The organism is Paenibacillus sp. FSL R7-0210 (assembly GCF_038009085.1).
Taxonomy (GTDB): domain Bacteria; phylum Bacillota; class Bacilli; order Paenibacillales; family Paenibacillaceae; genus Paenibacillus_AQ; species Paenibacillus_AQ silagei.
In genome coordinates this window covers 1,538,660-1,561,666 of sequence record NZ_JBBPAR010000001.1, presented here as the reverse complement: position 1 = coordinate 1,561,666, position 23,007 = coordinate 1,538,660, and the positions used below count along the sequence as shown (strand labels likewise).

20 protein-coding genes are annotated in these 23,007 nt (G+C 49.3%); 8 read left to right on the top strand and 12 right to left on the bottom strand.

Annotated features, from left to right (window positions below; translation table 11 throughout):
• Window positions 1-19 precede the first annotated feature (19 nt).
• Both leuC and MKY64_RS06695 read right to left on the bottom strand, forming a co-directional pair.
• A complete protein-coding gene (gene leuC / locus MKY64_RS06700) occupies window positions 20-1,444 on the bottom strand; it encodes a 3-isopropylmalate dehydratase large subunit (protein WP_036727197.1) in 1,425 nt (474 codons plus the stop codon).
• A 170-nt stretch (window positions 1,445-1,614) separates the two neighbouring features.
• A complete protein-coding gene (locus MKY64_RS06695; RefSeq protein WP_209869904.1) occupies window positions 1,615-2,364 on the bottom strand; it encodes a LytR/AlgR family response regulator transcription factor in 750 nt (249 codons plus the stop codon).
• Between the two features lie 175 nt (window positions 2,365-2,539).
• Between MKY64_RS06695 and MKY64_RS06690 the strand changes: the two genes are divergently transcribed.
• From MKY64_RS06690 to MKY64_RS06670, 5 genes are all read left to right on the top strand, one after another.
• Window positions 2,540-3,214, top strand: coding sequence for a response regulator transcription factor (locus MKY64_RS06690; RefSeq protein ID WP_339310346.1), 675 nt, complete (start codon window positions 2,540-2,542; stop codon window positions 3,212-3,214).
• Window positions 3,202-4,350 carry a HAMP domain-containing sensor histidine kinase gene (locus MKY64_RS06685; RefSeq protein ID WP_051478161.1) on the top strand — a complete coding sequence of 383 codons (1,149 nt, stop codon included), beginning with the start codon at window positions 3,202-3,204 and terminating at the stop codon, window positions 4,348-4,350. Before MKY64_RS06690 ends, MKY64_RS06685 begins: the two co-directional genes overlap by 13 nt.
• Window positions 4,351-4,408: 58 nt before the next feature.
• A complete protein-coding gene (locus MKY64_RS06680; RefSeq protein ID WP_036727203.1) occupies window positions 4,409-5,083 on the top strand; it encodes an ABC transporter ATP-binding protein in 675 nt (224 codons plus the stop codon).
• Window positions 5,080-7,563 (top strand): ABC transporter permease, encoded by a 2,484-nt coding sequence (locus tag MKY64_RS06675; RefSeq protein ID WP_340951701.1) that lies wholly within the window; start codon window positions 5,080-5,082, stop codon window positions 7,561-7,563. Before MKY64_RS06680 ends, MKY64_RS06675 begins: the two co-directional genes overlap by 4 nt.
• Before the next feature lie 541 nt (window positions 7,564-8,104).
• Entirely contained in the window at window positions 8,105-9,016 is a 912-nt protein-coding gene (locus MKY64_RS06670; RefSeq protein ID WP_036727207.1) for a LysR family transcriptional regulator, read from the top strand.
• Window positions 9,017-9,095: 79 nt separating this feature from the next.
• On the opposite strand, the gene MKY64_RS06665 is transcribed toward MKY64_RS06670, so the two are convergent.
• A complete protein-coding gene (locus tag MKY64_RS06665; RefSeq protein ID WP_036727208.1) occupies window positions 9,096-9,293 on the bottom strand; it encodes a hypothetical protein in 198 nt (65 codons plus the stop codon).
• Window positions 9,294-9,735: 442 nt separating this feature from the next.
• Here MKY64_RS06665 and proB point away from each other — a divergent pair, with 442 nt between their 5' ends.
• From proB to proC, 3 genes are read left to right on the top strand one after another with little or no spacing between them, the layout of a single operon-like run.
• A complete protein-coding gene (gene proB / locus MKY64_RS06660) occupies window positions 9,736-10,839 on the top strand; it encodes a glutamate 5-kinase (protein WP_036727210.1) in 1,104 nt (367 codons plus the stop codon).
• A gap of 59 nt (window positions 10,840-10,898) precedes the next feature.
• A complete protein-coding gene (locus MKY64_RS06655) occupies window positions 10,899-12,146 on the top strand; it encodes a glutamate-5-semialdehyde dehydrogenase (protein WP_036727212.1) in 1,248 nt (415 codons plus the stop codon).
• Between the two features lie 30 nt (window positions 12,147-12,176).
• The gene (gene proC / locus MKY64_RS06650; protein ID WP_036727214.1) at window positions 12,177-13,043 is read left to right on the top strand and encodes a pyrroline-5-carboxylate reductase; all 867 of its coding nucleotides are present in this window, start codon (window positions 12,177-12,179) and stop codon (window positions 13,041-13,043) included.
• A gap of 326 nt (window positions 13,044-13,369) precedes the next feature.
• On the opposite strand, the gene MKY64_RS06645 is transcribed toward proC, so the two are convergent.
• From MKY64_RS06645 to MKY64_RS06605, 9 genes are all read right to left on the bottom strand, one after another.
• Window positions 13,370-14,137, bottom strand: a complete 768-nt coding sequence (locus tag MKY64_RS06645) for a DnaD domain protein (RefSeq protein ID WP_036727217.1) — start codon at window positions 14,135-14,137, stop codon at window positions 13,370-13,372.
• 24 nt (window positions 14,138-14,161) lie between these two features.
• Window positions 14,162-15,457 (bottom strand): asparagine--tRNA ligase, encoded by a 1,296-nt coding sequence (gene asnS, locus MKY64_RS06640; protein WP_036727219.1) that lies wholly within the window; start codon window positions 15,455-15,457, stop codon window positions 14,162-14,164.
• Between the two features lie 21 nt (window positions 15,458-15,478).
• On the bottom strand, window positions 15,479-16,687 hold the full coding sequence (locus MKY64_RS06635) for an acetate/propionate family kinase (RefSeq protein WP_036727221.1): 1,209 nt from the start codon (window positions 16,685-16,687) through the stop codon (window positions 15,479-15,481).
• Window positions 16,684-17,556: a 3-hydroxyacyl-CoA dehydrogenase family protein gene (locus MKY64_RS06630; RefSeq protein WP_036727223.1), complete on the bottom strand. Its 873-nt coding sequence runs from the start codon at window positions 17,554-17,556 to the stop codon at window positions 16,684-16,686. The genes MKY64_RS06635 and MKY64_RS06630 overlap by 4 nt, the downstream gene beginning before the upstream one ends.
• A gap of 132 nt (window positions 17,557-17,688) precedes the next feature.
• Complete coding sequence (locus MKY64_RS06625; RefSeq protein ID WP_036727224.1) at window positions 17,689-19,191, bottom strand: AAA family ATPase; 1,503 nt, start codon at window positions 19,189-19,191, stop codon at window positions 17,689-17,691.
• Window positions 19,184-19,726, bottom strand: coding sequence for a hypothetical protein (locus tag MKY64_RS06620; protein ID WP_036727226.1), 543 nt, complete (start codon window positions 19,724-19,726; stop codon window positions 19,184-19,186). The genes MKY64_RS06625 and MKY64_RS06620 overlap by 8 nt, the downstream gene beginning before the upstream one ends.
• Before the next feature lie 718 nt (window positions 19,727-20,444).
• A complete protein-coding gene (locus MKY64_RS06615; protein WP_076079203.1) occupies window positions 20,445-20,966 on the bottom strand; it encodes a cell wall elongation regulator TseB-like domain-containing protein in 522 nt (173 codons plus the stop codon).
• A gap of 29 nt (window positions 20,967-20,995) precedes the next feature.
• Window positions 20,996-22,297, bottom strand: coding sequence for an amidohydrolase (locus MKY64_RS06610; RefSeq protein ID WP_340951689.1), 1,302 nt, complete (start codon window positions 22,295-22,297; stop codon window positions 20,996-20,998).
• Window positions 22,287-22,937 (bottom strand): redox-sensing transcriptional repressor Rex, encoded by a 651-nt coding sequence (locus tag MKY64_RS06605; protein ID WP_036698060.1) that lies wholly within the window; start codon window positions 22,935-22,937, stop codon window positions 22,287-22,289. Before MKY64_RS06605 ends, MKY64_RS06610 begins: the two co-directional genes overlap by 11 nt.
• Window positions 22,938-23,007 lie beyond the last annotated feature (70 nt).

The following is a 23,007-nucleotide window of genomic DNA, read 5'->3' as shown; positions in this document are numbered from 1 at the left end:
TCCTGCTCTCTCAATTATTCTATGAGTTGACGGCTTCCGTCTTGTAGTTCCAGTCACGCACATCCGTGAAGCGTCCTTTGATGGCTGCCGCAGCCGCCATGGCAGGAGAGACCAGATGCGTGCGTCCGCCGCGTCCCTGACGTCCTTCGAAGTTACGGTTAGAAGTAGAAGCGCAGCGCTGGCCCGGCTGCAGAACATCCGGATTCATCGCCAGGCACATACTGCAGCCGGCTTCACGCCATTCAAATCCAGCTTCGGTGAACACTTTGTCCAGACCCTCCTTCTCGGCCTGCATCTTCACGCGCCCGGAGCCTGGCACAACAATAGCTGTAACTTTGTCAGAGACCTTATAGCCTTTGGCTACTTCAGCCGCAGCCCGCAGATCCTCAATCCGGCCGTTGGTGCAGGAGCCGATGAAGACATAATCAATTCCGATCTCGGAGATCGGTGTACCGGGAGCCAGATCCATATATTCAAGCGCCTTCTCGGCTGCTTTGCGTTCATTCTCGGTAGTGAAATCAGCAGGGTTCGGTACGGTGGAGTTGATATCCGTTCCCATACCAGGGCTAGTTCCCCAGGTAACCTGCGGGATAAGTGTTTCTACATCGAATTCGACCACAGTATCATACTGGGCGCCTTCGTCACTAACAAGGCCCTTCCAGGTCTCAACGGCGGCATCGTACGCTTCGCCCTGCGGCACATATTGACGTCCGCGCAGATAGTTGAAGGTTGTCTCATCCGGTGCGATCAGGCCCGCTCTTGCTCCGCCTTCAATCGACATGTTACAGACGGTCATGCGCTCTTCCATCGACAGCTCACGGATAGCTTCGCCGGTATATTCGATAACATAGCCAGTTGCAAAGTCCGTTCCGTATTTAGCAATTACGCCGAGAATCATGTCTTTGGCAGTCACACCCGGATTACGTTTGCCGGTGAAGCGCACTTCCATGGTCTTGGCCTTGGATTGCTGCAGACACTGAGTGGCAAGCACATGCTCCACTTCGCTGGTGCCGATCCCGAAGGCCAGTGCACCGAAGGCTCCGTGTGTGGAGGTATGGCTGTCCCCGCAGACAATCGTCTTGCCGGGATGGGTCAGGCCAATCTCAGGTCCCATGACGTGAACGACACCTTGGTCAATATCATTCAGGTCAAACAATCTTACGCCGAAATCACGGCAGTTCTGCGAGAGCGTATCAATCTGCTGCTTGGAGATCGGATCGGTAATATTGTAACGGTCCTTGGTAGGCACGTTATGATCCATTGTGGCAAAGGTAAGTCCCGGACGGCGGACTTTACGGCCGCTCAGACGCAGCCCTTCAAACGCCTGCGGAGAAGTAACCTCATGAACGAGATGCAAATCGATATAAATAATGCTCGGCTTGCCTTCTTCCTGATGAATAACGTGATTATCCCAAATCTTCTCAAACATTGTCTTGTTGCCCATGAATTTCACCTCATAATAGTAGAATCGTTCCTATGAAGAGAGCGTGGAGTCTCTCTTGAATGTTCTAAATATAACATCACCACGTTTATAATTCCAAGATATGATTTCTATAGCGCTGATAGGCTGTACCTATGAGACACAAGATTTTAACAAAAGGCTCTTGCAGGATTTCACTTCCTAATATTCATACCCTCACTAACCTTCTGAAGGAACTTGTCCAGCACCAGAGACCTTTTCCGCCTGCTTAAGGGAAGCAAGGTTCCATCATCAAGACGAATTTCAATATCATCAACCGAAAAAATATATTGAATATTTACTATACAAGTTCTATGTATATCAACAAAACCCTGCTCGCTATATTGCGCTATTAAATCTATAAATTTAAATCCGTGCAATAAGTAGGTTCTCCTTTTGGTATGTAAATAGCTTTTCCTGTTTACACTTCCAAAAAACATTATATCATTTAAGGGAACTTTGATTAACGCTCTTTTATCGCCTGTGATGGTAACTTTAAAAACTTGAAGTTGCGGGTTATCATCTTTTATAGCAGTTACCACACGATCTATTATTAAAAATAATCTTTCGTTCATGAGTCTTTTAGGTAAAAAACCGCTTATATCATACTGGAAGGTATTTAAAACCTCTTGTTCGGAAGAAGTAACAAATACCAGCTTGAATTTTTTATCGAAAAGGCGCAGTTTTCTCGCCACTTCTTTCCCATCCATTACCGGCAAGTCTAACTCCAAAAAAATGATATCGTAATACGAATGATATTGCTCAAAATCATCAATTAGTTTTTTACCATTTGTATAAGTGTAGATGGTTGTATTGACTTTTAGCCTTTTGAATATTCTTTTTGCTTCAGATACAATGCTATTCAAAAATTTAACATCATCATCACAAAATGCAACATTTAGCATTCAACCACTACCCTTCATTATTTTTGTGGCATTAAATTTGGTTCGAGTCGAATCTATTATTCTTCATCCATCTGCCATTATTACCATATTTTCCTTATAATAATAGCATAAAATCAGAATCACCATTGGTCAAGATACTAGTCATAATTAAAGATTCTTAAGGAGGTTTTTTAGATTGAAGAGTAAAATTTTGCTCATTGATGATGAAAAAGGAATTATCTCTATTCTGAAGAATTACTTTGAGTCATCAGGTTATCAGGTATATTCAGCTCTTAGCGGAAATGAAGCACTTGAAAGAGTCCATTGTCAGCCCGATATTATCCTGCTTGATATCAATATGCCAGACATCGATGGTATTACAGTTTGTCAGCGAATTCGCAAGTATATTTCCTGTCCAATCCTTTTTCTAACGGCTAGAGTTGAAAGTAACGATAAAATTATCGGTTTTCGCGCAGGAGCAGATGACTATATCCTCAAGCCCTTTGATATTGATGAATTGGGGGCAAGAGTAGAAGCCCATTTACGTCGCGAAAATCGTATGCATAAGCAATCTATAATCCGTTTTTTTGGAGATCTTACCGTAAATTATTCTAACAGGGAAGTTTCTGTCTCCAGTTTTGTTGTACCACTGTCAAAGAGAGAATTTGAAATTGTAGAACTGCTTTCTATGAATGCCGGGCAAGTTTTTGACCGCGACCACATTTATGAAGCCATTTGGGGAACTGACGGAGAAGGAAGCAGCGATACGATTATGGAACATATTCGTAAAGTTCGTGCGAAACTCGCGGTATTTACTCAGAAAAGCTACATTGATACGGTATGGGGGGTAGGCTATAAATGGAACGGATAAACCATATGAGTTTAAAAAAAGCATTCTTTTTTCTATCGGCCATATTTTTACTTATCGCTTTGCTCCTGAGCGTCATATCAATTTGGGGGATCAGCGAAATTTCCAGGCATTATGGGCCGTCTATTGAATTAAAGATGGATGGCAATGATGTCAGAGCCACACCAGTGCCCCCAGAACCTGCTTACCCGGCATGGTATCACATTTTTAGCATCCTGCAATTTGCGCTTCCCACTCTATATGTACTAACAGGATTATTTTTAGCTGATTGGCTTTTTTATAGGATTAAGCTTAAAATGCCCCTGGCCGCTCTGCAAAATGGAGCCCGGCAAATTATGCACAACAACCTGGACTTCTCGATTGTATCTTCTGCAAGTGATGAGCTTGGACAGCTCTGTGACGCATTTGAAACGATGCGATGTGAGCTTCTGAAAAACAACAGGGAACTGTGGCGGCAAACTGAGGAGCGAAAGAGGTTAAATGCTGCTTTTTCTCATGACTTGCGGAATCCCGTAACCGTAATCAAAGGCTCGGTAAAGCTGCTTAAAATGGGAATAACAAGTGGAAAACAAACAAAAGAAGAGATCGGTGATACACTTTCATTACTTGAAGAGTATTCCGGCAGGATTGAAGCTTTTATAGAAACGATGAGCAGTGCCCAGAGATTAGAGGAAATGCAATGCAATTTAAAACAGGTTCAGTGGTCGGCTCTAATCCAAGAGCTTTCGGTAAGTCTGACGATATTACGTAAAGACAAGAAGCTTAATCTGCATGATAATAACGCCAACAAAAACGAGTGGATTTGGGTTGATCGGTCCATTGTTTATAATGTGGCAGAAAATCTCGTTTCGAATGCCGTCCGGTACGCCCGTAAGCAAATTAGTGTTGCTGTCACCTGCGATGATTCCAGTATGCTTCTTACTGTTCAGGATGATAGTGAAGGCTATTCTCAAAATATGTTATCCCGCGGTACAGAACCGTTTTTACGCGGAGATCATCCTTCTGGGGATTCAGGGCATTTTGGGATGGGACTGTACATTTGCCGGCTGCTCTGTGAAAAACACGGAGGCACCCTAGCCTTACAAAATACAGAGAATGGTGCAATGGCAACGGCTTCATTTAATATTTTGAAATCTTGAGCATTTTTTGAGATTTATATTCTACACTCTCCTTATCAATTGAAAAGGAGAGTTGTGTATGTATATTGAGGCAAAAGACCTTTCAAAACTTTATGGCAACGGCGAAAACAGTGTCATTGCCCTTAATCATGTTAATTTAGAAATTGCGCCTGGAGATTTCATTTCCTTTATGGGGCCTTCGGGTAGCGGGAAGAGCACATTGCTTCATCTGTTAAGCGGTCTGGACAAACCTTCATCCGGCAGTGTTATCTACGATGAGAAAGATATCTACCTCACCAGTGACAAGGAGCTTTCCGCTTTTCGTCGCCAGAAAATCGGATTTATTTTTCAACAATTCAACCTCTTACCTGTCCTGACCGCAAGGGAAAATATTATCATGCCTCTGCTGTTGGACAAACGCCAGGTGGATGAGGCTTATCTTAAAGACCTAACAGATATGCTTGGAATCAAAAGTCGAATGACCCACTTGCCCAGCGAACTCTCTGGTGGCCAGCAGCAACGTGTCGCCATTGCCCGAGCACTAATTGCAAAACCTGACATTGTCTTTGCTGACGAACCCACGGGAAACTTAGATAGTAAAAGCGGCAACGAGGTTATGAGTTTACTCTATGATATTTGGCGTACGATGCGCAAAACCCTTGTGGTTATTACCCATGACAACCAGATCGCACGCATGGCGGAACGACAATTTGTTATTGTAGACGGCCTCCTTTCGGAGGTGGCGGCGAAATGAAATCCTATCGTTCTCTTGTATGGAAAGAGTTGAATAACCAAAAGATCACTTCCGTCTTAATTTTAATTGCAATTATTCTATCTACAATTATGACTACGGTTATCGGCCAATCCCTTGGTATATTAAGTGCTTTGCGTCAACAGCAGGCTGCAGCACTTAATGGCAACCGTTATGTTACTTTTCATCAACTTACACAAGAGCAAAAAGAGAAGCTTAACTTCGATAATAGATTGTCGTTCTCAGGTAGCTTTATGAATATCGGCACCTCAGTAATACCGAATACTAAACTTTCTATTTGGCTTCGTGAATATGAAGATGATACACTTTCAGTCTACCCATCCATAACACAACTTTCATCCGGACGCTTACCTCAGTCACCCCATGAAGTTGCCTTACCACAAGATGCATTAAATCTATTGAATTTTTCCGGCAAACTTGGAGACCACATTACATTGCCGATCCGTATCTCGCTTATACGGGACGATCAGGCTCCCTTTGAATATAAGACTACCTTCACTTTAACCGGCATTTTAAAAAGTAATTACTTAGGGTATGTATCCGGCGGTGTTAACGGTATTGCCGGTCAAGGAACAGCGGAACAGCTGCTGCCGAAAAAATACCAACTGTACTCCACAGATGTTCGTATGATAAACAAAAATCACTTCCAGAACACGGTTGATGATATCGCCGCTCAATTTGCTCTGCCTGAATATTGCATTCAGTACAACGACATCCTTCTAGCAGCAGTGGGTATTGATTACACCCATAAGAGCGATGACTCAGACAATGGTTCCGGTTTTCCCTTTATGGCCGTTGCAAGCGTTCTCGTTGGTACTCTTGTTCTTTTAGCCTCCGGTCTTGTTATTTATAACATTTTGAAAATCTCTGTAACGAAACGCATCCGCGAATACGGTACATTACGCGCTCTTGGTGCGGAACGCAGTAAACTATATATATTAGTATCGCTACAGCTTGCCCTACTCTGTGGAATAGGTGTTCCTGCAGGGATCACTTTTGGCATATTGTTTGCCAAAGGAATTACCATCTCCGCAACCAGCCTCTTGTCTCCGGACCTGTTTCTAACAAGTTCATCGGAAGAATTAGCCCTGTTGATAGCCAAAAATAGTTCCGGGAAAATACTTCCTCTGCTCATCAGTACAGTAATTACATTATTGTTTGCCTATCTTGCAGCATTCCCTGCCGCAAGATATGCGGCAAAGGTTTCTCCGACGCTCGCAATGTCAGGTCCGTCAATACGGGTTGGACGAAAAAATCGAAAGGCTCGGCGTATACGTTCCTTCGAAGACTTCTACGCAAGAATGAATATGAAGCGAAATAAAGGCAGAACGACAATTACTATCTTATCATTATTTATGAGTATAACGGTATTTATAGCATTACAGAGTTTTTCCACATTATTGGATACGAGCACTGCCGTACAAAAAATGCATATTGGTGATTACTCCATTACCAATAAGACAACTGGTTTTTCTCCAGAAGTGGTGAAGGAACTCAAATCCTTAGCAGATATAACTTCCGTTTCCACCTTGAAATATAGCCTGTATACACAGGATAGCAAGGGGCAGATGCCAATTTCCACATCTTTTTCACTACAGCCAGGCGAGGCGCTGCATATTATTGGTGTTGATGAAGATCGGTTAAAAATGATCGCACCAGCACTTACCCAACCGGAACTCCAGGATTTAAAAGCAGGAAAAGCCTGTATTATCAAAAATCCCATCGCCATAAATTATGGAGATACCCGATTAAGCAGTACCTTAATTTCCGTAGGCGATAATATATCTGTCAATAACTTGACGTTACAAGTTCTGCATGAAAGCAGTAATTCAATCACACTGGATAATGACGGATTTGTAAACGGGGTTCAAATCATTGTATATGATACGATCTACGATCAGATTACAGAAACAATCAATTATTCGGAGTTGTATCCTGTCTTGTCACCCAACGCTGATAAGGAAAATGTTGAGAAAGTTATTACTCAAATAAGTGAACAAGCTGGAGGGGGCCAATGGCTTTCTTATCAAGATACAGATACACAGCTTGCAGAAAGCTATCAGCAGATCAAATGGTTAGCATGGGGATTGATTCTGTTTATCGGGCTTATAGGAATTCTAAATATAATTAATACCGTGTACACAAATATTCATACCCGTATTACTGAAATCGGGGTTCAGCGAGCGATAGGCATGAGCATTTCAAGCTTATACAAGACCTTCCTTTGGGAAGGCGCCTATTACGGAATTATCGCAGCTATCGCCGGTTCTATAGCAGGGTATTCATGTTCAATCTTTGTAAGTGCTGCTAAAACAGACACCATAGAGCTTATCCCCGTTCCATTTCTCCCCATTATGGGGGCTGCATTTATTTCTATTGTGGTTTGCTTAACCGCAACATGTATTCCACTCCGCAAAATCGCAGACATGAGTATTGTGGATTCCATAGAGACCGTTCAATAGCGGATGAACAACTTCAAAAATACATCAGCAGAAATACTCCTGATGTATTTTTTTATTCGTCATTCATTTCTTTAGTATGTTCAATAAATTTGGTTAATGTGCTTATTGAACTAAAAACTCTATAATCAACACCATTATAATTAATGCTGACACCTGTAATCGCTTCTATTTCTTTTAAAATCTCAAAAAAATCATTTGGATACAATAAATCAATTAATTTAGTGCTCGCTAGTTGCTCTGCGGAGTTTTATCCCTTCGATTTTTGTATTATTTTACTTTTTAACATTATTATTATCTATAAGACAATCATTTTCTTTCAATACACTCATAATAAACATAAATGTAGAAATATGCCATATCCCTCGACCGAATGGTGCTTTTTTCTCACCCAATGGTTGGTTATGCCAAATTTAAATCATTTCCCCAATATGACAGCTACTGCAACCCTTGTAAAAACCGATGTAATCAGACCGATTTATAGGATATACTTATAAGAAAGCGGATTACTATTGATGGTACCTAACCTGTAAGGAGGTTTGAAATGGAACTGCGTCAACTGCAATATGTCCTGCAAATTGCGGCTGAGCGTAATTTTTCCCGGGCAGCAGACAAGCTGCATATCGCTCAGCCTTCACTCAGCCAGCAACTCTCCAAACTGGAAAAAGAACTGGGTGTCCTTCTTTTCCAGCGCAATACCAGTTCAGTAGAGCTGACTCATGCCGGTAAGAAATTCGTCGAGCAGGCTCAGACCATCATTGATGCCGTAGAACTGCTGCGCCAGGAGATGTCGGATATATCCCAGCTGCGCACCGGACGGGTTGTGGTTGGCAGCATGCCGATCACCGGTGCGCATCTGCTGCCGCATGTGCTGCCTGCCTTCAAACGCAAATACCCCGAGATTGAAATCACGCTGCTGGAGGACTCCTCCATGAATCTTGAGAAGCTGACAGCCAGCGGCCAGACAGATCTCAGCCTGCTATCCCTACCACTGGAGATTCCGACTCTAGCTCATGAGGTTCTTGGAGAGGAACGGATCGACCTGGCAGTCCCGCCTGAGCATCCGCTGGCGGCGCGGATGCTGCTGGGTACACGAACTTCGCTGACCGAGCTTAAGGATGAACCGTTCATCGTGCTCAAAGAAGGACAGGGCTTCCGCAAAATGACGGTGGAGCTATGCCGTGGAGCCGGATTTGAGCCGCGGATTGTCTTCGAGAGCAACAATATGGAGACCGTCCAATCGCTTGTAGCCACCGGAATGGGCGTAACGCTCGTGCCACATTTCATTGCACGGGCACCGCGGAGTGAATTCGTGCCTGTCTACCTGCCTTTGGCTGAACCGGTACCCAGCCGTACTCTGGTTGTCGCTTACCGGCGCGGACGCTATTTGTCCCGTGCTGCGGAAGCTTTCATTGAAACCTTCCAGACAACGGTCGCCGGACTGGCAGGCGAATAAGCCGGCGGAAACAAATGCCCATCCAGCTCTTATCATGAGGCCGGATGGGCATTTGCTGTATTTTGGCAGAAGCAATTATTTATTTGCGCAAATTATACTGCGTGATCATACGGTTCTGGTCATCGGGCATACGGGTAGTACTCTCGTCAACCGGTCCTTCTGTGCGGGAATCTCCGGCTTTTTCCTCGACAAATTCTCGGATCGCTTTGTTTTGAAATTCGGCGGCTTCTTTGGAATTCTGATTCTGTTCCTGTCGGACATTAGTCTTCTTACTCAATTCAATCCACCTCCTGGTAACTGATTATAAATACTTTACCCGTTCCCCTGAAGGACAACCAGGAAATCCGCTCCCTGCCCCAGCAGAAAAATATTCGTCCGGAGCTCTTTGCAAACCCTGCTTCCGCATGGTATTCTAAATGACAAATAGTGAAACGTGCTGACGGGACCAGTAAGAATGGACGTATATTCGTGTGCAGAGAGTAAATTCCTGAAGGCTGGGAGAATTTACCGCGAAGGTCATTCTGAATCCTACCCCTGAGCGGCCTGCCCTGCAGGACGGATACTCCCGTTATGAGAATGAAGTCGGATGAACCCTCATCAATGAAGGTGGTACCGCGGAAGTTAATCAAGCTTTCGTCCTTTGCTAAGTCTAAGGATGGGGGCTTTTTGTCATTTCCGGGTGTTACAGGCATTTCAATTCGAGAGGAAAGTGAAGGACAATGACGTCAAGAATTGTGGTCAAAATCGGCAGCAGCTCACTCACAGGTCCCGAAGGCGGCCTTAATCGTGAGGCGGTCGCCTTCTTCGCCGCCGAGATTGCAGCGCTCCGCAAGGACGGCTGTGAAGTGCTGCTGGTCACCTCCGGGGCGGTCGCAGCCGGCTTCCGGGGCATCGGCTATGCTTCCCGCCCAAGGCTGCTGCATGAGAAGCAGGCGGCGGCGGCGGTAGGACAGGTTATGCTGATGCAGGCTTATCAGGAGGCCTTCGCAGGCCACGGTATACCCACTGCTCAGATTCTCCTGACCCGTACGGACTTCTGCAGCCGCCGGGCCATGAACAACGCCATGATGACGGTTGAAGAATTGCTCCGCCAAGGCGCCGTGCCCGTGTTCAACGAGAACGATACTGTATCGGTGGATGAGCTGAAGTTCGGTGACAACGATACCTTATCGGCGTTGGTTGCCAATCTGCTGAAGGCCTCGCACCTGCTGGTGCTGACCGATATGGACGGCGTCTACAGCGGCGATCCCCGCAAGCACCCGGATGCTGTGCGGTATGAGCACATAGAAGAGATTACGCCTGAGATCTATGCCATTGCAGGCGGTGCGGGCTCAAGCGTGGGCACCGGCGGCATGCGCTCCAAGATCGACGCGGCTAAGATCGCCACGCGGGGCGGCGTTCCGGTCTTCGTGGGCCAGGTTAAGGAGCCAGGGGATTTATCACAGGCCGCAGCCGGGACGGGCAAGGGCACTTATTTTGCCACCACACTCTCCTCTCTGCCGGTCAAAAAACAGTGGCTGGGCTTCATGTCTACCCCGCTCGGATCACTGTATGTCGATGACGGTGCTGTTGAAGCGCTGCTCCACGGGGGCCATAGCCTGCTGCCGGTCGGGGTTAGACGGATTGAAGGAAGCTTCCATTCAGGGGATGTCGTCGAAGTGCTCGGCCCGGATGCGAAGCTGCTTGGGCGGGGCATCGTCAATTATGATGATAGCCAGCTCCGCAGCATTCAGGGGCTTCCGAGCCGCGAGATTGTGCCCAAGCTCGGTGAAGTGCACCGGCTGGAGGTGATCCACCGGGACGAATGGATCACACTGCGTTAATCTTGCACAACCTATTGTATATCCATGTGCCAACATAATTTTTTTGAGGAGGAATTGCCATGAGTGAAGTGGTTAACAAGACAACGCTGGCCAAAGCAACCACAGGGGTACTCGCAAGCCTGACTACCGCCCAGAAGAATGAAGCCCTGCTGGTGATGGCTGCCGCCCTGCGTGCCGAAGCTGATTACATTATTGCCGCCAACGCCGAAGACCTGGAGCGCGGCCGGTTGAACGGGACACCGGAGTCGATGCTCGACCGGCTGGCCTTGGATGCGGGACGGATTGACAGCATAGCCGAAGGCTTGCAGCAGATTGCCGTTCTGCCCGATCCGGTTGGAGACAATCTGGAGACGATCGAACGGCCAAACGGCCTACACATTGAGAAGGTACGGGTTCCGCTTGGAGTCATCGGCATTATCTATGAAGCACGCCCCAACGTCACCGTTGACGCTGCCGGACTGTGCCTTAAGACCGGCAATGCCGTGGTGCTGCGCGGCGGCTCCTCCGCCCTCTCCTCCAACCGTGCCATTGCCGAGGTGCTGCACCGCGCACTTGCAGGTACCGCCCTTCCGCCGGATGCCTTGCAGCTGATCGAAGATCCTAACCGTTCCTCCGTGGATGAAATGCTGAAGCTGAACGGACTGCTGGATGTGATCATCCCGCGCGGAGGAAGCTCTCTGATTCAGAATGTGGTTCTGAACGCCACCGTACCGGTTATTGAAACAGGAGCAGGCATATGCCATACTTATCTGGATGCAAGTGCCAATCCGGAAATGGCCCGGCGTATTAGCGTGAATGCGAAGGCCCAGCGGCCTTCGGTCTGCAATTCAATGGAGACACTGCTGGTTCACCGTGCTTACGCCGAAGAACACCTCGCCGCACTTGCCGAAGCCTTCCGCGAGGCCCGTGTGGAGCTGCGCGGCTGCCAGGATACCGTTGCTCTTATCCCTTGGGCTGTGCCTGCCACACCAGAGGACTTCGCTACAGAATACAACGATTATATTCTAAATATTCGTATCGTTGACACGCTGGAAGAGGCTCTCGGACATATCGCGGAATTCGGCACCAAGCATTCCGAATGTATTGTAACTGAAGACGCGGCGAATGCTGCACGCTTCCTGCAGGAGATTGACGCTGCAGCGGTATATCACAATGCATCTACCCGGTTCACGGACGGCTTTGAGTTCGGCTTCGGTGCCGAGATCGGCATCAGCACCCAGAAGCTCCATGCCCGCGGGCCAATGGGACTGCCTGCATTGACTTCAAGCAAATATATGATTCACGGCTCCGGCCAAATCAGGGGTTAACTCACTCAACTTATAGGGGGACTGCCAGCCATGTGCCAGCAACCAGCAATTCCGCTCATCAATCATAATATCGTTTTTTACGGCGCAGGCTCGATGGCTGAGGCCATTGTGCGGGGATTGATCGCCCGGAATGTAGTGGAATCGGGCCGAATTATTATGCTGAACCGCAGCAGCAGCGAACGCTTGGCTGAGCTCCGCAGCCGGTACGGCGTGCTCGGCTATAATGCTCCCGAGTCCAAGCTCGAGGCTCTGCGCACTGCGCCGGTCATCGTTCTAGCTATGAAGCCCAAAGACGCTGCCGAAGCGCTCCGTTCACTGGGACCGCTGCTGTCGCCGGATCAGCTCGTCATCTCCGTCATTGCCGGGCTGACCATCCGTACGATGCAAGGCTTACTGGGTAATCCACAGCCTGTGGTTCGCACCATGCCGAACACCTCTAGCTCCATCGGCCTTGGGGCTACCGGGATTGCCTTCTCCAAGGAGGTTGGCGAAGACAGCCGCCGTACAGCGCTTAATATCTTCGAAGCGATCGGCCTGACGGCGGTCATTGACGAAGAACGGATGGAGACCTTAACAGGGATCTCCGGCAGCGGACCGGCTTACATCTATTACATGATGGAAGCGATGATCGCTGCCGGTATCCGCGGAGGGCTGCCGCTTGCGCAGAGCCGTGAGCTGACCGTCCAGACCGTGCTTGGCGCAGCCCGGATGGTGCAGCAGACCGGTGAAGAGCCTGCCGCCCTGCGCAAAAAGGTCACCTCGCCGAATGGATCTACCCAGGCGGCCATTGAAGTACTGGAGCGCGGCGATTTCTTCGAGACCGTCATTTCCGCCGTCAACCGCTGTGCGGAACGTTCCCGCGAGATGGGCTCGGCTCTGGAGCAGGAGCTGCACTAATTTTTCGGCCTAGTTATTGATAACTTTCCACATTACAAACAGCCCGCAGTCCCTTCCATATGAAGGGACTGCGGGCTGTTTGCGGGTTGTGAGGCATAATTCCGCCAGCTTCAAGTGCATTTATACCCTTCATTTTGCTCATCAAGCCACTTTTGCTGAATTCAATGGCACTTCAGCCCCTCACCCCCGATCCCCGCCCACTCTCGGCTAACTCATTAGCAACAAAAGTAAAAAAAAGTGCCCCTTAAGCCACATACATGACTTAAGGGACACCTTAACCGGCCGGGACTTGCCCTGGACCGGCGTATATCACTAACTCGCTCCGCTCATCTGCCTCCGCCCCGGAATTTCTGGGAATAGGCTTTGACATCCTGGGCATTCTTCACCCGGTTGCGGGCCCATTCCAGCAGAATGCGGTCAATGTAACGGAAATGAAGCTTTCCTGCAAAGACCGACTCCTTCAGCGCGAGCAGAATCAGCTCCTCGGGATAGCGGTCTTCATCCACCCAACCGGAAATAGATTCACATTCCATGGGGGACAGCGGACGTCCGAATTCCTTCTCGAAAATGCTGAACAGACTCCGTCCGTCTTCTGATTCCTTGTCACCCGGCACAGCCGGGCGGCCATAGCCGCCGCCCGGTGCGGTAGCCCCAGAGTGATGAGCCACTGCCCGGGCCCCCGGCTCCCGCCCGCTCTGGCCGGGCTTCTCCTGGGCATTCTCCCGCGAGAGTTCTGCCAGATAAGCTCCCAGCTTCGCGTACAGGCCGGAGAAGTTATAGCGCTCATAATGGATGTCCCTCAGCTCGTCGTTATCTCCGTCGATGCTGATGAACCCCTCCTTCATGAGCTTCTGCAGCTCTCCGGCAATCACCGGAATACTGCGCCCGGTTACTGCCTGCAGCTCCTCCAGGGAAGGGAAATCAATCCCCTCTACCTGTCTGAAGGAGAGCAGGTGAATCAGCAGCATGGATTCACTGCCGGTCAGATTCAGCTTCCGGTAATATTTCAGGAGTGCATAAGGAATGACGGCCATTCCGTTCTCCAGGCCGAAGGCTACGCCCTCGCCCCAGGTATTCCAACCTTTTCCGTCCATACTTAAGCCCCCTTTCCCTATTCTTTAAGGGTAAAGACGGTACAGTGTACGAGGGAAGGCAATCGTCTCACGAACATGGTCCAGACCGCAGATCCAGGCTACTGTACGCTCCAGCCCCAGACCGAAGCCGGAGTGTGGAACCGTGCCGTAGGTGCGCAGATCCATGTACCATTTGTAGGTGTCCATCGACAGGTTATGTTCCTTGAAGCGGGCTTCCAGCAGCGCCGGATCATCAATACGCTGTGATCCGCCGATGATCTCCCCGTAGCCTTCAGGAGCGATCATATCCGCACACAGCACCACTTCCGGACGATCAGGATGCGGCTTCATATAGAAAGCCTTGAAGGAAGCCGGATAGTGGGTAATGAATACCGGTCTGTCGCTCATCTCGGCAATCGCCGTCTCATGAGGAGCCCCGAAATCATCGCCCCAGGCAATTTCATAGCCCTTTTCATTCAGGAACTTAATCGCATCGTCATAGCTGATACGCGGGAATGGTGCTTTGATGTTCTCAAGCTTCGAGACATCGCGGCCCACTGCTTCCAGCTCGGCGCGGCAATTCGTAAGCACGGACTGCACGACAAAGCTGATGAAATCCTCCTGCACGCATAAGCTCTCTTCATGATCGGTGAAGGCCATTTCCGGCTCAATCATCCAGAACTCGATCAGGTGGCGGCGGGTCTTGGATTTCTCTGCACGGAAGGTAGGGCCGAACGAATAGACGCGTCCCAGCGCCATGGCTGCGGCTTCCATATACAGCTGCCCGCTTTGGGTCAGATAGGCGTCTTCATCAAAATACTTGGTGTGGAACAGGTTGGTCGTGCCTTCTGCTGACGTTGGGGTCAGAATCGGCGGGTCCACCTTCGTGAAGCCGCGCTCATTGAAGAACTGCTGAACCGCGCGGATAATCTCCGCACGAATGACCATTACCGCCCGCTGCTTGGAGGAACGCAGCCAGAGATGACGGTGATCCATCAGGAAATCGACGCCATGCTCCTTGGGAGTAATCGGGTAATTCTCGGTAATATGCAAGACTTCGATTCCTGTAACCGTCATTTCAAAGCCTGACTGGCTGCGGGGCTCCTCGCGGATAATTCCGGTCACGTACAGCGAGCTTTCCTGAGTCAGGCTCTTGGCATCATCCCAGACCTGCTCAGGGACCTCTGATTTCACCACAACCCCCTGGATATAACCGGTACCGTCGCGAAGCTGCAGGAACTGAATTTTACCACTGGAGCGCTTGTTGTTAACCCAACATCCGATGACAACACTCTCTCCAACATGCTCATTCACGTTCTTGATTACACTCTTATTAGCCATGCCTAAGATCTCTCCTCTAATTTAGCCGTTAATTCCTTGCACAATACTGTACGTATCACGTGCAATGACAAGCTCTTCGTTTGTCGGAACCACAAGCACCTGAACCTTGGAATCAGCCGTAGAGATGCGGCGCGGATCGCCGGAGCGAACCTTGTTGGCTTCTGCATCCAGTTCAATTCCGAGGAACGTAAGATTGTTCAGTACTTTTTCACGCAGGAGGGAAGCATTCTCGCCCACACCGGCTGTAAACACGATTACGTCTACACCGTTCATGGCAGCTGCGTAAGAACCGATATATTTACGCAAACGGTACTCGTACATTTCAAAAGCAAGCGTTGAGTTAGGCTCGCCTTTCTCCGCACCGTCAATAATATCACGCATGTCACTGCTCACGCCAGAGATTGCCAGAAGTCCGCTGTGCTTGTTCAGCATGGAGTTCACTTCACCGACAGACAGTTCTTCCTTATTCATTACATAAGGAACAATAGCCGGGTCAAGGTCACCACTGCGTGTACCCATCATCAGACCTTCCAGCGGAGTCATCCCCATCGAAGTGTCAACAGAAATGCCGCCGTTAACTGCAGTTACGCTGGCACCGTTACCGATATGACAGGTGATAATTTTGAGGTCGCCAAGCGGACGGTCCAGATACTCAGCAGCAGCTTTGCTGACGAAATCATGCGAAGTACCATGCGCACCATAGCGGCGGACTTTGTATTTGTTGTACAGCACTCTAGGAATGGCATACATATAAGAACTTTCAGGCATGGTCTGGTGGAAAGCAGTGTCAAATACCACAACCTGCGGCACACCCGGCATATTAATTTCAGACGCGGTAATCCCCATCATCGCAGCAGGATTATGCAGCGGCGCAAGGTCGAACAGCTGGCGGATCTTCGTCTTCGCATCTGCATCCACAAGAGCGGAAGCCTTGAAGAATTCCCCCCCGTGTACTACACGGTGTCCCACAGCATTGATCTCGTCAGTAGAGCCAATAACCCCATGTTCCTTGTCGGTCAGACAAGCAAGCACTTTACGGATCGCTGTATTGTGTTCCAGAATTTCGCTGACTTCAGTTACTTCCTGTTTGCCGGTTGGCTTGTGGTTCAGAATAGAGGAATCCATCCCGATACGTTCTACCAGACCCTTGGCGAGCACAGATTCATCGGTCATGTTGTACAGCTGATATTTCAATGAGGAACTGCCGGAGTTAATTACTAAGATATTCATACACGGTCACCATCCTTGTCATACTTGAAGAAGCCTTCGCCCGATTTCGCACCCAGTTGTCCTGCACGCACCATCTTCTTGAGAATGGTCGATGGACGGTACTTGAGTTCGCCGTATTCACGGAACATGTTCTCAAGCGCGGCAAGAACGGAATCCAGACCGAAGCGGTCTGCCATTTCAAGCGGCCCGTTCTGGAACTGGTAGCCGATGCGCATAGCGTCGTCAATATCTTCGGGAGAAGCGACACCTTCCTGCAGGACATGCATAGCTTCGTTGATGAACAGGCAAATGAGGCGTGAAGATACAAATCCGGGGGATTCGTAGATCATAACGCCTTTTTTCTCAACAATCTCATCGACAAAGGCTTTAGTATCTTCAAATGTGCTGTCCGAGGTTTTCAGACCGCGCACGATTTCAACCAGATCAACCTTACCTACAGGGTGTATGAAATGCATGCCGATAACGCGTTCCGGATACATTGTAGAGCTTGCAAGCTCAGTCAAGCTAAGCGTTGACGTATTGCTGGCAAGAATAATGTGGCTCGGACACACCTGATCGAGCTGATTGAATACCTTTTGCTTGGCCTCCAGATCTTCAACGATGGTCTCAATGACCATATCGCAGGAGCTCAGTTCAGCGAAGTGTGTAACCTTCTGGATACGGGCCAGGATGAGCTTCTTCTCCGCCTGGGTAATCGCCCATTTCTCCAGCTGCTTGTCGAGACTGGTCTCGATCATTTCGTAGGAGTAGTTCAGCCGTTCTGCAGTTTTTTCCACCAGCATGACATCCAGGCCTTTGGCTGCCAGCATTTCAGCAATCCCTTGTCCCATTGTGCCTCCGCCGATGACACCGATCTTCTTAAAATTCATGTAAAAGTCTCCATCCTTTCAGGTATCTATACTTCTGTATTGTACCTTGTCTGTCGAAAAAAATAAGTAGCCCGACATATAATGATATCTTAGCATGTCTGAAAAGTAAAAAAAAATAACCGGCATAAAGAATTATGCCGGTAAAAGGACACTGTCACGAAATTGACAACGAAATTGCTCTCCGGAGAGGACTTCTTCCTTCATTAAAATGTCAAGGGAGTAATCAAATATATTTCTCTGCTTGTCCAGCAGGTCATTTGTGCGGATCATAAGATCATCCAGTATTTTACTGTTTTCCTTCATTAATTCTTCGGTGGTAACCATTTGCAGATTCGCAATACCCAGCGAAGTGAGCCCTGACTTCATCATGGTCTCCACGATATTCAGTGCCTGATCGAAGTCTCCACGGGAACCGGTACTGCGTCCCCCGTAATACATCTCTTCGGCAGCCGCTCCTCCAAGAGCAATCATGATCTGGTTCTCCAGGTAATCCTTCGTGTACAGATACTGCTCGGTCTGCGGATTATGCCGGACATACCCTAGAGCCTGACCGCGCGGGGTCAGTGTTACCTGGCTAACGCTTCCGGGGCGCAGCAGCTCAGCCATAATAGCATGTCCAAGCTCATGGATCGCTACCCGCTTCTTCTCTTCATGGTTGGTCTCACGGTCGGTCTTTTCACCCATCATGACCTTGTCGATCGCCATCGACAGATGACGCTGCTCTACCAGAGTCAGATTCTCGCGCATCATGTAGATCGCGGCTTCGTTCATCACGCTCTCCAGCTGCGCACCCGAGAAGCCGTAAGCTTCTTCGGCGATTTTATCCAGATCCACGGTATCATGCAGCGGCTTGTTCTTGGCATGCAGGTCGAGAATCGACTTGCGGCCCTTCTTGTCAGGCATATCGACCTGAATATGGCGGTCAAAACGCCCCGGGCGCAGCAGCGCAGAATCAAGCATCTCCTTGCGGTTCGTTGCGGCTACCAGCAGGATGCGCGGGGTATCGTTGTTATAAATCCCGTCCATCTCTGTCAGCAGCTGATTGAGGGTCTGATCATATTCACGCTGTTGTCCGCCTTCGCGCTTCCCGCCGATGACGTCGATTTCATCAATGAAAATAATGGCGCTTTGCTTATTCTCCTTGAGTGCGCGTGTGCGGGCATCCTTGAACAAATCGCGTACGCGTCCCGCACCCACACCGACATACATCTCAACGAATTCACTACCCGAGGCAGCTACAAACACGGAGCCCGTATAATGTGCCGCAGCCTTAGCCATCAGCGTCTTTCCTGTTCCCGGAGGACCTGTAAGCAGAATTCCCTTGAGCGGGCGAATCCCGAACTTGCTGATTTCTTCATGCCGGATCAGGAAGTCCAGCGCTTCACGCAGCTCCTGCTTGGCATTGTCCTGTCCGCCGATCTCTTCAAAGGTCAGCTTGGAAGGGCCGTTCTTCTTGCGCTTCTTATCTGCACCTGCATTAACCGTCAGACCGCCGCGGGCATGAGCAATGAACAGGAGCGCGGCAACCATGCCCAGCGCTATGATTACAGGGAAGATATTGATCCCCACAAAAGCCATAAAAATCAGCATGACCGGAACGAATCCGGCTACAACCTCTTTCCAGTACTTAGGCATTGTTCCACACTCCCATCTTGGCTGCTGCACGTGGCAGAATGATAAATTTGCTCTCTGTGCCGTTGCTCAGGCTTACATATACATTATTGTCGTCAATCTCTGTGGTAGCTGTAACCCCGCTGTACTTGCTCTCCTGCTCCTTCAATCCGTCCAGCTTGGCTGGTATCAATGTATACTTCCGGCTCTCCATCGCTTCTGCTACAGAGAACATCGCTTTATCCCAATACTCATCCAGCAGTTCACTCGGCTTCTGTTCCACATCCAGCTTCAGGGTCCGTCCGTCAATAGCAGTGCTGCCTTCTCTTGATACATACTGCACCAGTTCACGTAATTTCGTGCCCGGCTGCAAATCCAGTTTCAAAGTGACCTCATTGCGTTTAATAGTAATATGGGAATCCTTCACTCCCTCGTAGGATGATACCAGCTTCTGCAGCGGCTCCTGCACCGCGAATGTACGGTAGGAATACCAGCCACCAAACAATAATGCAGCAGACAGCAGAGACGTTAGCAGTACAGGCACAAGACGAAGTTTCAAGAAACGTCCTCCTCTCAATAATGACCGAGCACAACTCTATAATAAAGACCAGCCAGCGTGTCTAGCGCCCATCCGAGACGGACATGCTCTTAAGCATGTCTTAGTACAAGTAGTAGTATATCATAGGTGTATATACGATTTTACATAAAGTTGTGAATATATTTAAAATTTTTGATACTAATTTCTGGATGTTTCATGCGCTTATCATTTTTACCCGGTCAATCTTCAGTTTGGAGTCCGCTTGATTTCAGCCATCATAAATTCCGCAAAATCAGTTAATTCGCGCGGTTCATAGCCTTCGGCGACTGCCGCACCGCTATATTCCTATTCCGCAATTATTCGGCAGACTGTCATGAAAGGCTACGCTACGCCTGGCAAGTCTATGATTGACCTCTGCGGACAGCTTGTCCTCTACGACAATGAGCAGATCAATGTCGCTTGAACCCGGTTGAAAACAGCCCGATGTACATGAATGGTACTGCAATCTATATATACTGGTATATGTACATATTGACAACAGAGCAGTAGGGAGCAGCTCCGATCAATGCCTCCCCTTTATTAAGTAAGCCACAGATCCTGGTGTCCCTCAAGTCCATGAACAGCTCTAGCCTGTTCTCTACTCGTATATAACACGCCAAAAAAGCGGGAGTACAGTATCACTGTATCTCCCGCTTCTAAATATAGTTCAAGCCTGAACGCCCGGCCGCTTAAAGTGACGCTAGCGGTTCGGCAGACTGTACCCCTCACCGATGGCGCTGCCATCCTTGAAGCGGTAAAAATTATAATAGAATCGCCCGTCTTTTTTGTAAAATAGCTGCCAGGCATATTCCCCGTTGTATACACCGGGCAGCAGCCGTTCGATCGTAATGTCCGGCAGCTGGGCGGCTATGATTCCGCGCATTTTCTCTTCTGAGGTGCCATTGCTCAGTTCCTCAGCATACAGGTCGTTGTCGCCTCCGGCAGGCTTGCCCTCCAAGGTGAAACGGACCCACACCATCAGCTCGGTCCCTGCTTCATTTTTACCGGTCAGCACCCAGTAGATCTCATTCTCATTCCAGACAGATTTCTGGGCCTTGGTTACCTCTGTTAGTCCGGCACGCGCCCGGGCCAGCTCCTTGGCCTCACTCCGCTCGTTCCACTGGTCCTTCATAATGTAGGCATAGAACTGGCTTAGTCCGAACAGAAGGAGCAGCACCACGGTAATCCCCAGCCAGATCCATTTTCTCCTCTTCTTCTTCACCACGCTGCTTCCTTTCCCGTTCCCTTGAATTACCGTTTAAGCAGGCTCTCGAACGTCTCCTGTGCTTTGCGGCGGATGGCTTCTTCATCAAGTGTCAGGCATTGTCCATGCTTCACAACCTGCTGGCCGTTCACCCATACATGCTCTACATCCTTGGCACTTGCCGAATATACGGCATGGGAGAGCAGATCGGTATGCGGCAGCAGATGAGGCTGGTCAATATCAAGTGCGATGAAGTCGGCCTTCATTCCTGCTGCAAGCCGGCCCACCCCGCTTAGGAAAATAGACTGCGCCCCATACTCCGTAGCCATCAGAAGCGCCTCAGGAGCCGGTACCGCTGTAGGATCACCGCTTACGCCCTTGTGGATCAGAGCCGCCAGCCGCATCTCTTCGAACATATCCAGATTGTTGTTGCTCGCCGCACCGTCTGTCCCCAGAGAGACCTTAACCCCGGCTCTCAGCAGCTCAGGAACACGGGCTACCCCGCTGGCCAGCTTCAGGTTACTACCGGGGTTATGCGACACGCCAACGTTATGGCGGGCCAGGATCCCGATCTCTTCATCGTTCAGATGAACCCCGTGGGCAATGAGCGAAGGACGGGTGAACATCCCGAGCTTCTCCAGATGCGCGACCGGACGCAGGCCGTAGTCGGCCACGTTCTGTTCCACTTCATGGCGCGTCTCGGACATATGGGTGTGTATTGGCAGGTCTAGATCATGGGCAGCCTGCACAAACTTCATGAAAAACTCTGGAGGACAGGTGTACGGGGCGTGCGGTGAGAGCATGGTCGTAATTCTGCCGTCAGCCTTGCCGTGCCAGTTACGGGCAAAAGCAATCGCCTCAGCAAGCTTCGCTTGCTGTACCTCTTCCGGGCACAGCCCAATTACGCCGCGCATCAGCACAGCACGAATACCGGACTGCTCCGTTACTTCCGCTACCCGGTCCATATGATCATACATATCGAGGAAGGTGGTTGTGCCGCCCTTCAGCATTTCCAGTACAGACAACGAGGTTCCCCAATATACATCATCACCAGTGAATTTCTCTTCCATCGGCCACATCTTCTCCTGCAGCCAAGTCTGAAGCACCATATCGTCGCCGTATCCGCGCAGCAGTGACATGGCCGTATGCCCATGGGTATTGACCAGACCCGGCATGAACAGCAGACGGCTGCCGTCTATGACCTGTGCACCATCCTCCACTACCGGCTCAGCTTCACCTATGTAAGTAATCAGATCATTCTCCAGGGACATGTACCCGCTCAGTACCGGCTTGTCACTGCCCGGAACCAGGAAGTGCCCATTCTTGATTATCGTGATCTTACTGCTCATCTTCAGCCTCATCCTTTCCATCATGCAAATAATAGGCCAAGCTCTGCAGATCTGTGGTGAAATCTGCGGCATGAATCCGGATATTGGCAGGCGTCTTGAGAATAACCGGTGCGAAGTTCAGAATCGCTTCGATACCGGAATCCACAAGAATATCGGCTACGTTCTGGGCTTCGCTGTCAGGCACGGTAATAATCCCGATCCGGATGCCCTGCGAGCGGATGGTACTGCTTAGCTCCTCCATCGGCTGCACAACCAGCGAGTTGATCTGCTGGCCCACCTTCGGCGGGTAGGCATCGAAGATGGCAGTAATCTTCATCGTATCCTTCAAGTAAGCGTTGTAGTTAGACAAAGCATGACCGAGGTTACCGGCTCCAACCAGTGCAACATTAATTTGCTGGTCAAGCTTCAGGATATGGCGGATCTTCTCAATCAGATAAGATACATCATAGCCGATGCCTTTTCTGCCAAAATCACCGAAATAAGCCAAATCCTTACGGATCTGGGCGGGATTTAGGTCAAGCTTCTGGCCCAGCTCCTGAGAAGAGACTGTGGAGATTTCACGTTTTTGGAGATCGTTCAGGAAACGCAGGTACACTGGGAGCCTGCGCACGACGGCCTCCGATATTTTATCCGATTTCATGTATTCTCCTCCTTAAAAGTTTTGTTAGCCTACACTTCATTCCGTACAATTATAGCAACCGTGCCCCGCC

Coding starts and splice junctions, on each gene's coding strand:
- asnS (WP_036727219.1), bottom strand. CDS start 15,457: ATGGCTAATAAGAGTGTAATCAAGAACGTGAATGAGCATGTTGGAGAG.
- proB (WP_036727210.1), top strand. CDS start 9,736: ATGACGTCAAGAATTGTGGTCAAAATCGGCAGCAGCTCACTCACAGGT.
- MKY64_RS06670 (WP_036727207.1), top strand. CDS start 8,105: ATGGAACTGCGTCAACTGCAATATGTCCTGCAAATTGCGGCTGAGCGT.
- MKY64_RS06635 (WP_036727221.1), bottom strand. CDS start 16,687: ATGAATATCTTAGTAATTAACTCCGGCAGTTCCTCATTGAAATATCAG.
- MKY64_RS06695 (WP_209869904.1), bottom strand. CDS start 2,364: ATGCTAAATGTTGCATTTTGTGATGATGATGTTAAATTTTTGAATAGC.
- proC (WP_036727214.1), top strand. CDS start 12,177: ATGTGCCAGCAACCAGCAATTCCGCTCATCAATCATAATATCGTTTTT.
- MKY64_RS06630 (WP_036727223.1), bottom strand. CDS start 17,556: ATGAATTTTAAGAAGATCGGTGTCATCGGCGGAGGCACAATGGGACAA.
- MKY64_RS06675 (WP_340951701.1), top strand. CDS start 5,080: ATGAAATCCTATCGTTCTCTTGTATGGAAAGAGTTGAATAACCAAAAG.
- MKY64_RS06685 (WP_051478161.1), top strand. CDS start 3,202: ATGGAACGGATAAACCATATGAGTTTAAAAAAAGCATTCTTTTTTCTA.
- MKY64_RS06625 (WP_036727224.1), bottom strand. CDS start 19,191: ATGCCTAAGTACTGGAAAGAGGTTGTAGCCGGATTCGTTCCGGTCATG.
- MKY64_RS06610 (WP_340951689.1), bottom strand. CDS start 22,297: ATGAGCAGTAAGATCACGATAATCAAGAATGGGCACTTCCTGGTTCCG.
- MKY64_RS06655 (WP_036727212.1), top strand. CDS start 10,899: ATGAGTGAAGTGGTTAACAAGACAACGCTGGCCAAAGCAACCACAGGG.
- MKY64_RS06645 (WP_036727217.1), bottom strand. CDS start 14,137: ATGGACGGAAAAGGTTGGAATACCTGGGGCGAGGGCGTAGCCTTCGGC.
- MKY64_RS06680 (WP_036727203.1), top strand. CDS start 4,409: ATGTATATTGAGGCAAAAGACCTTTCAAAACTTTATGGCAACGGCGAA.
- leuC (WP_036727197.1), bottom strand. CDS start 1,444: ATGGGCAACAAGACAATGTTTGAGAAGATTTGGGATAATCACGTTATT.
- MKY64_RS06605 (WP_036698060.1), bottom strand. CDS start 22,937: ATGAAATCGGATAAAATATCGGAGGCCGTCGTGCGCAGGCTCCCAGTG.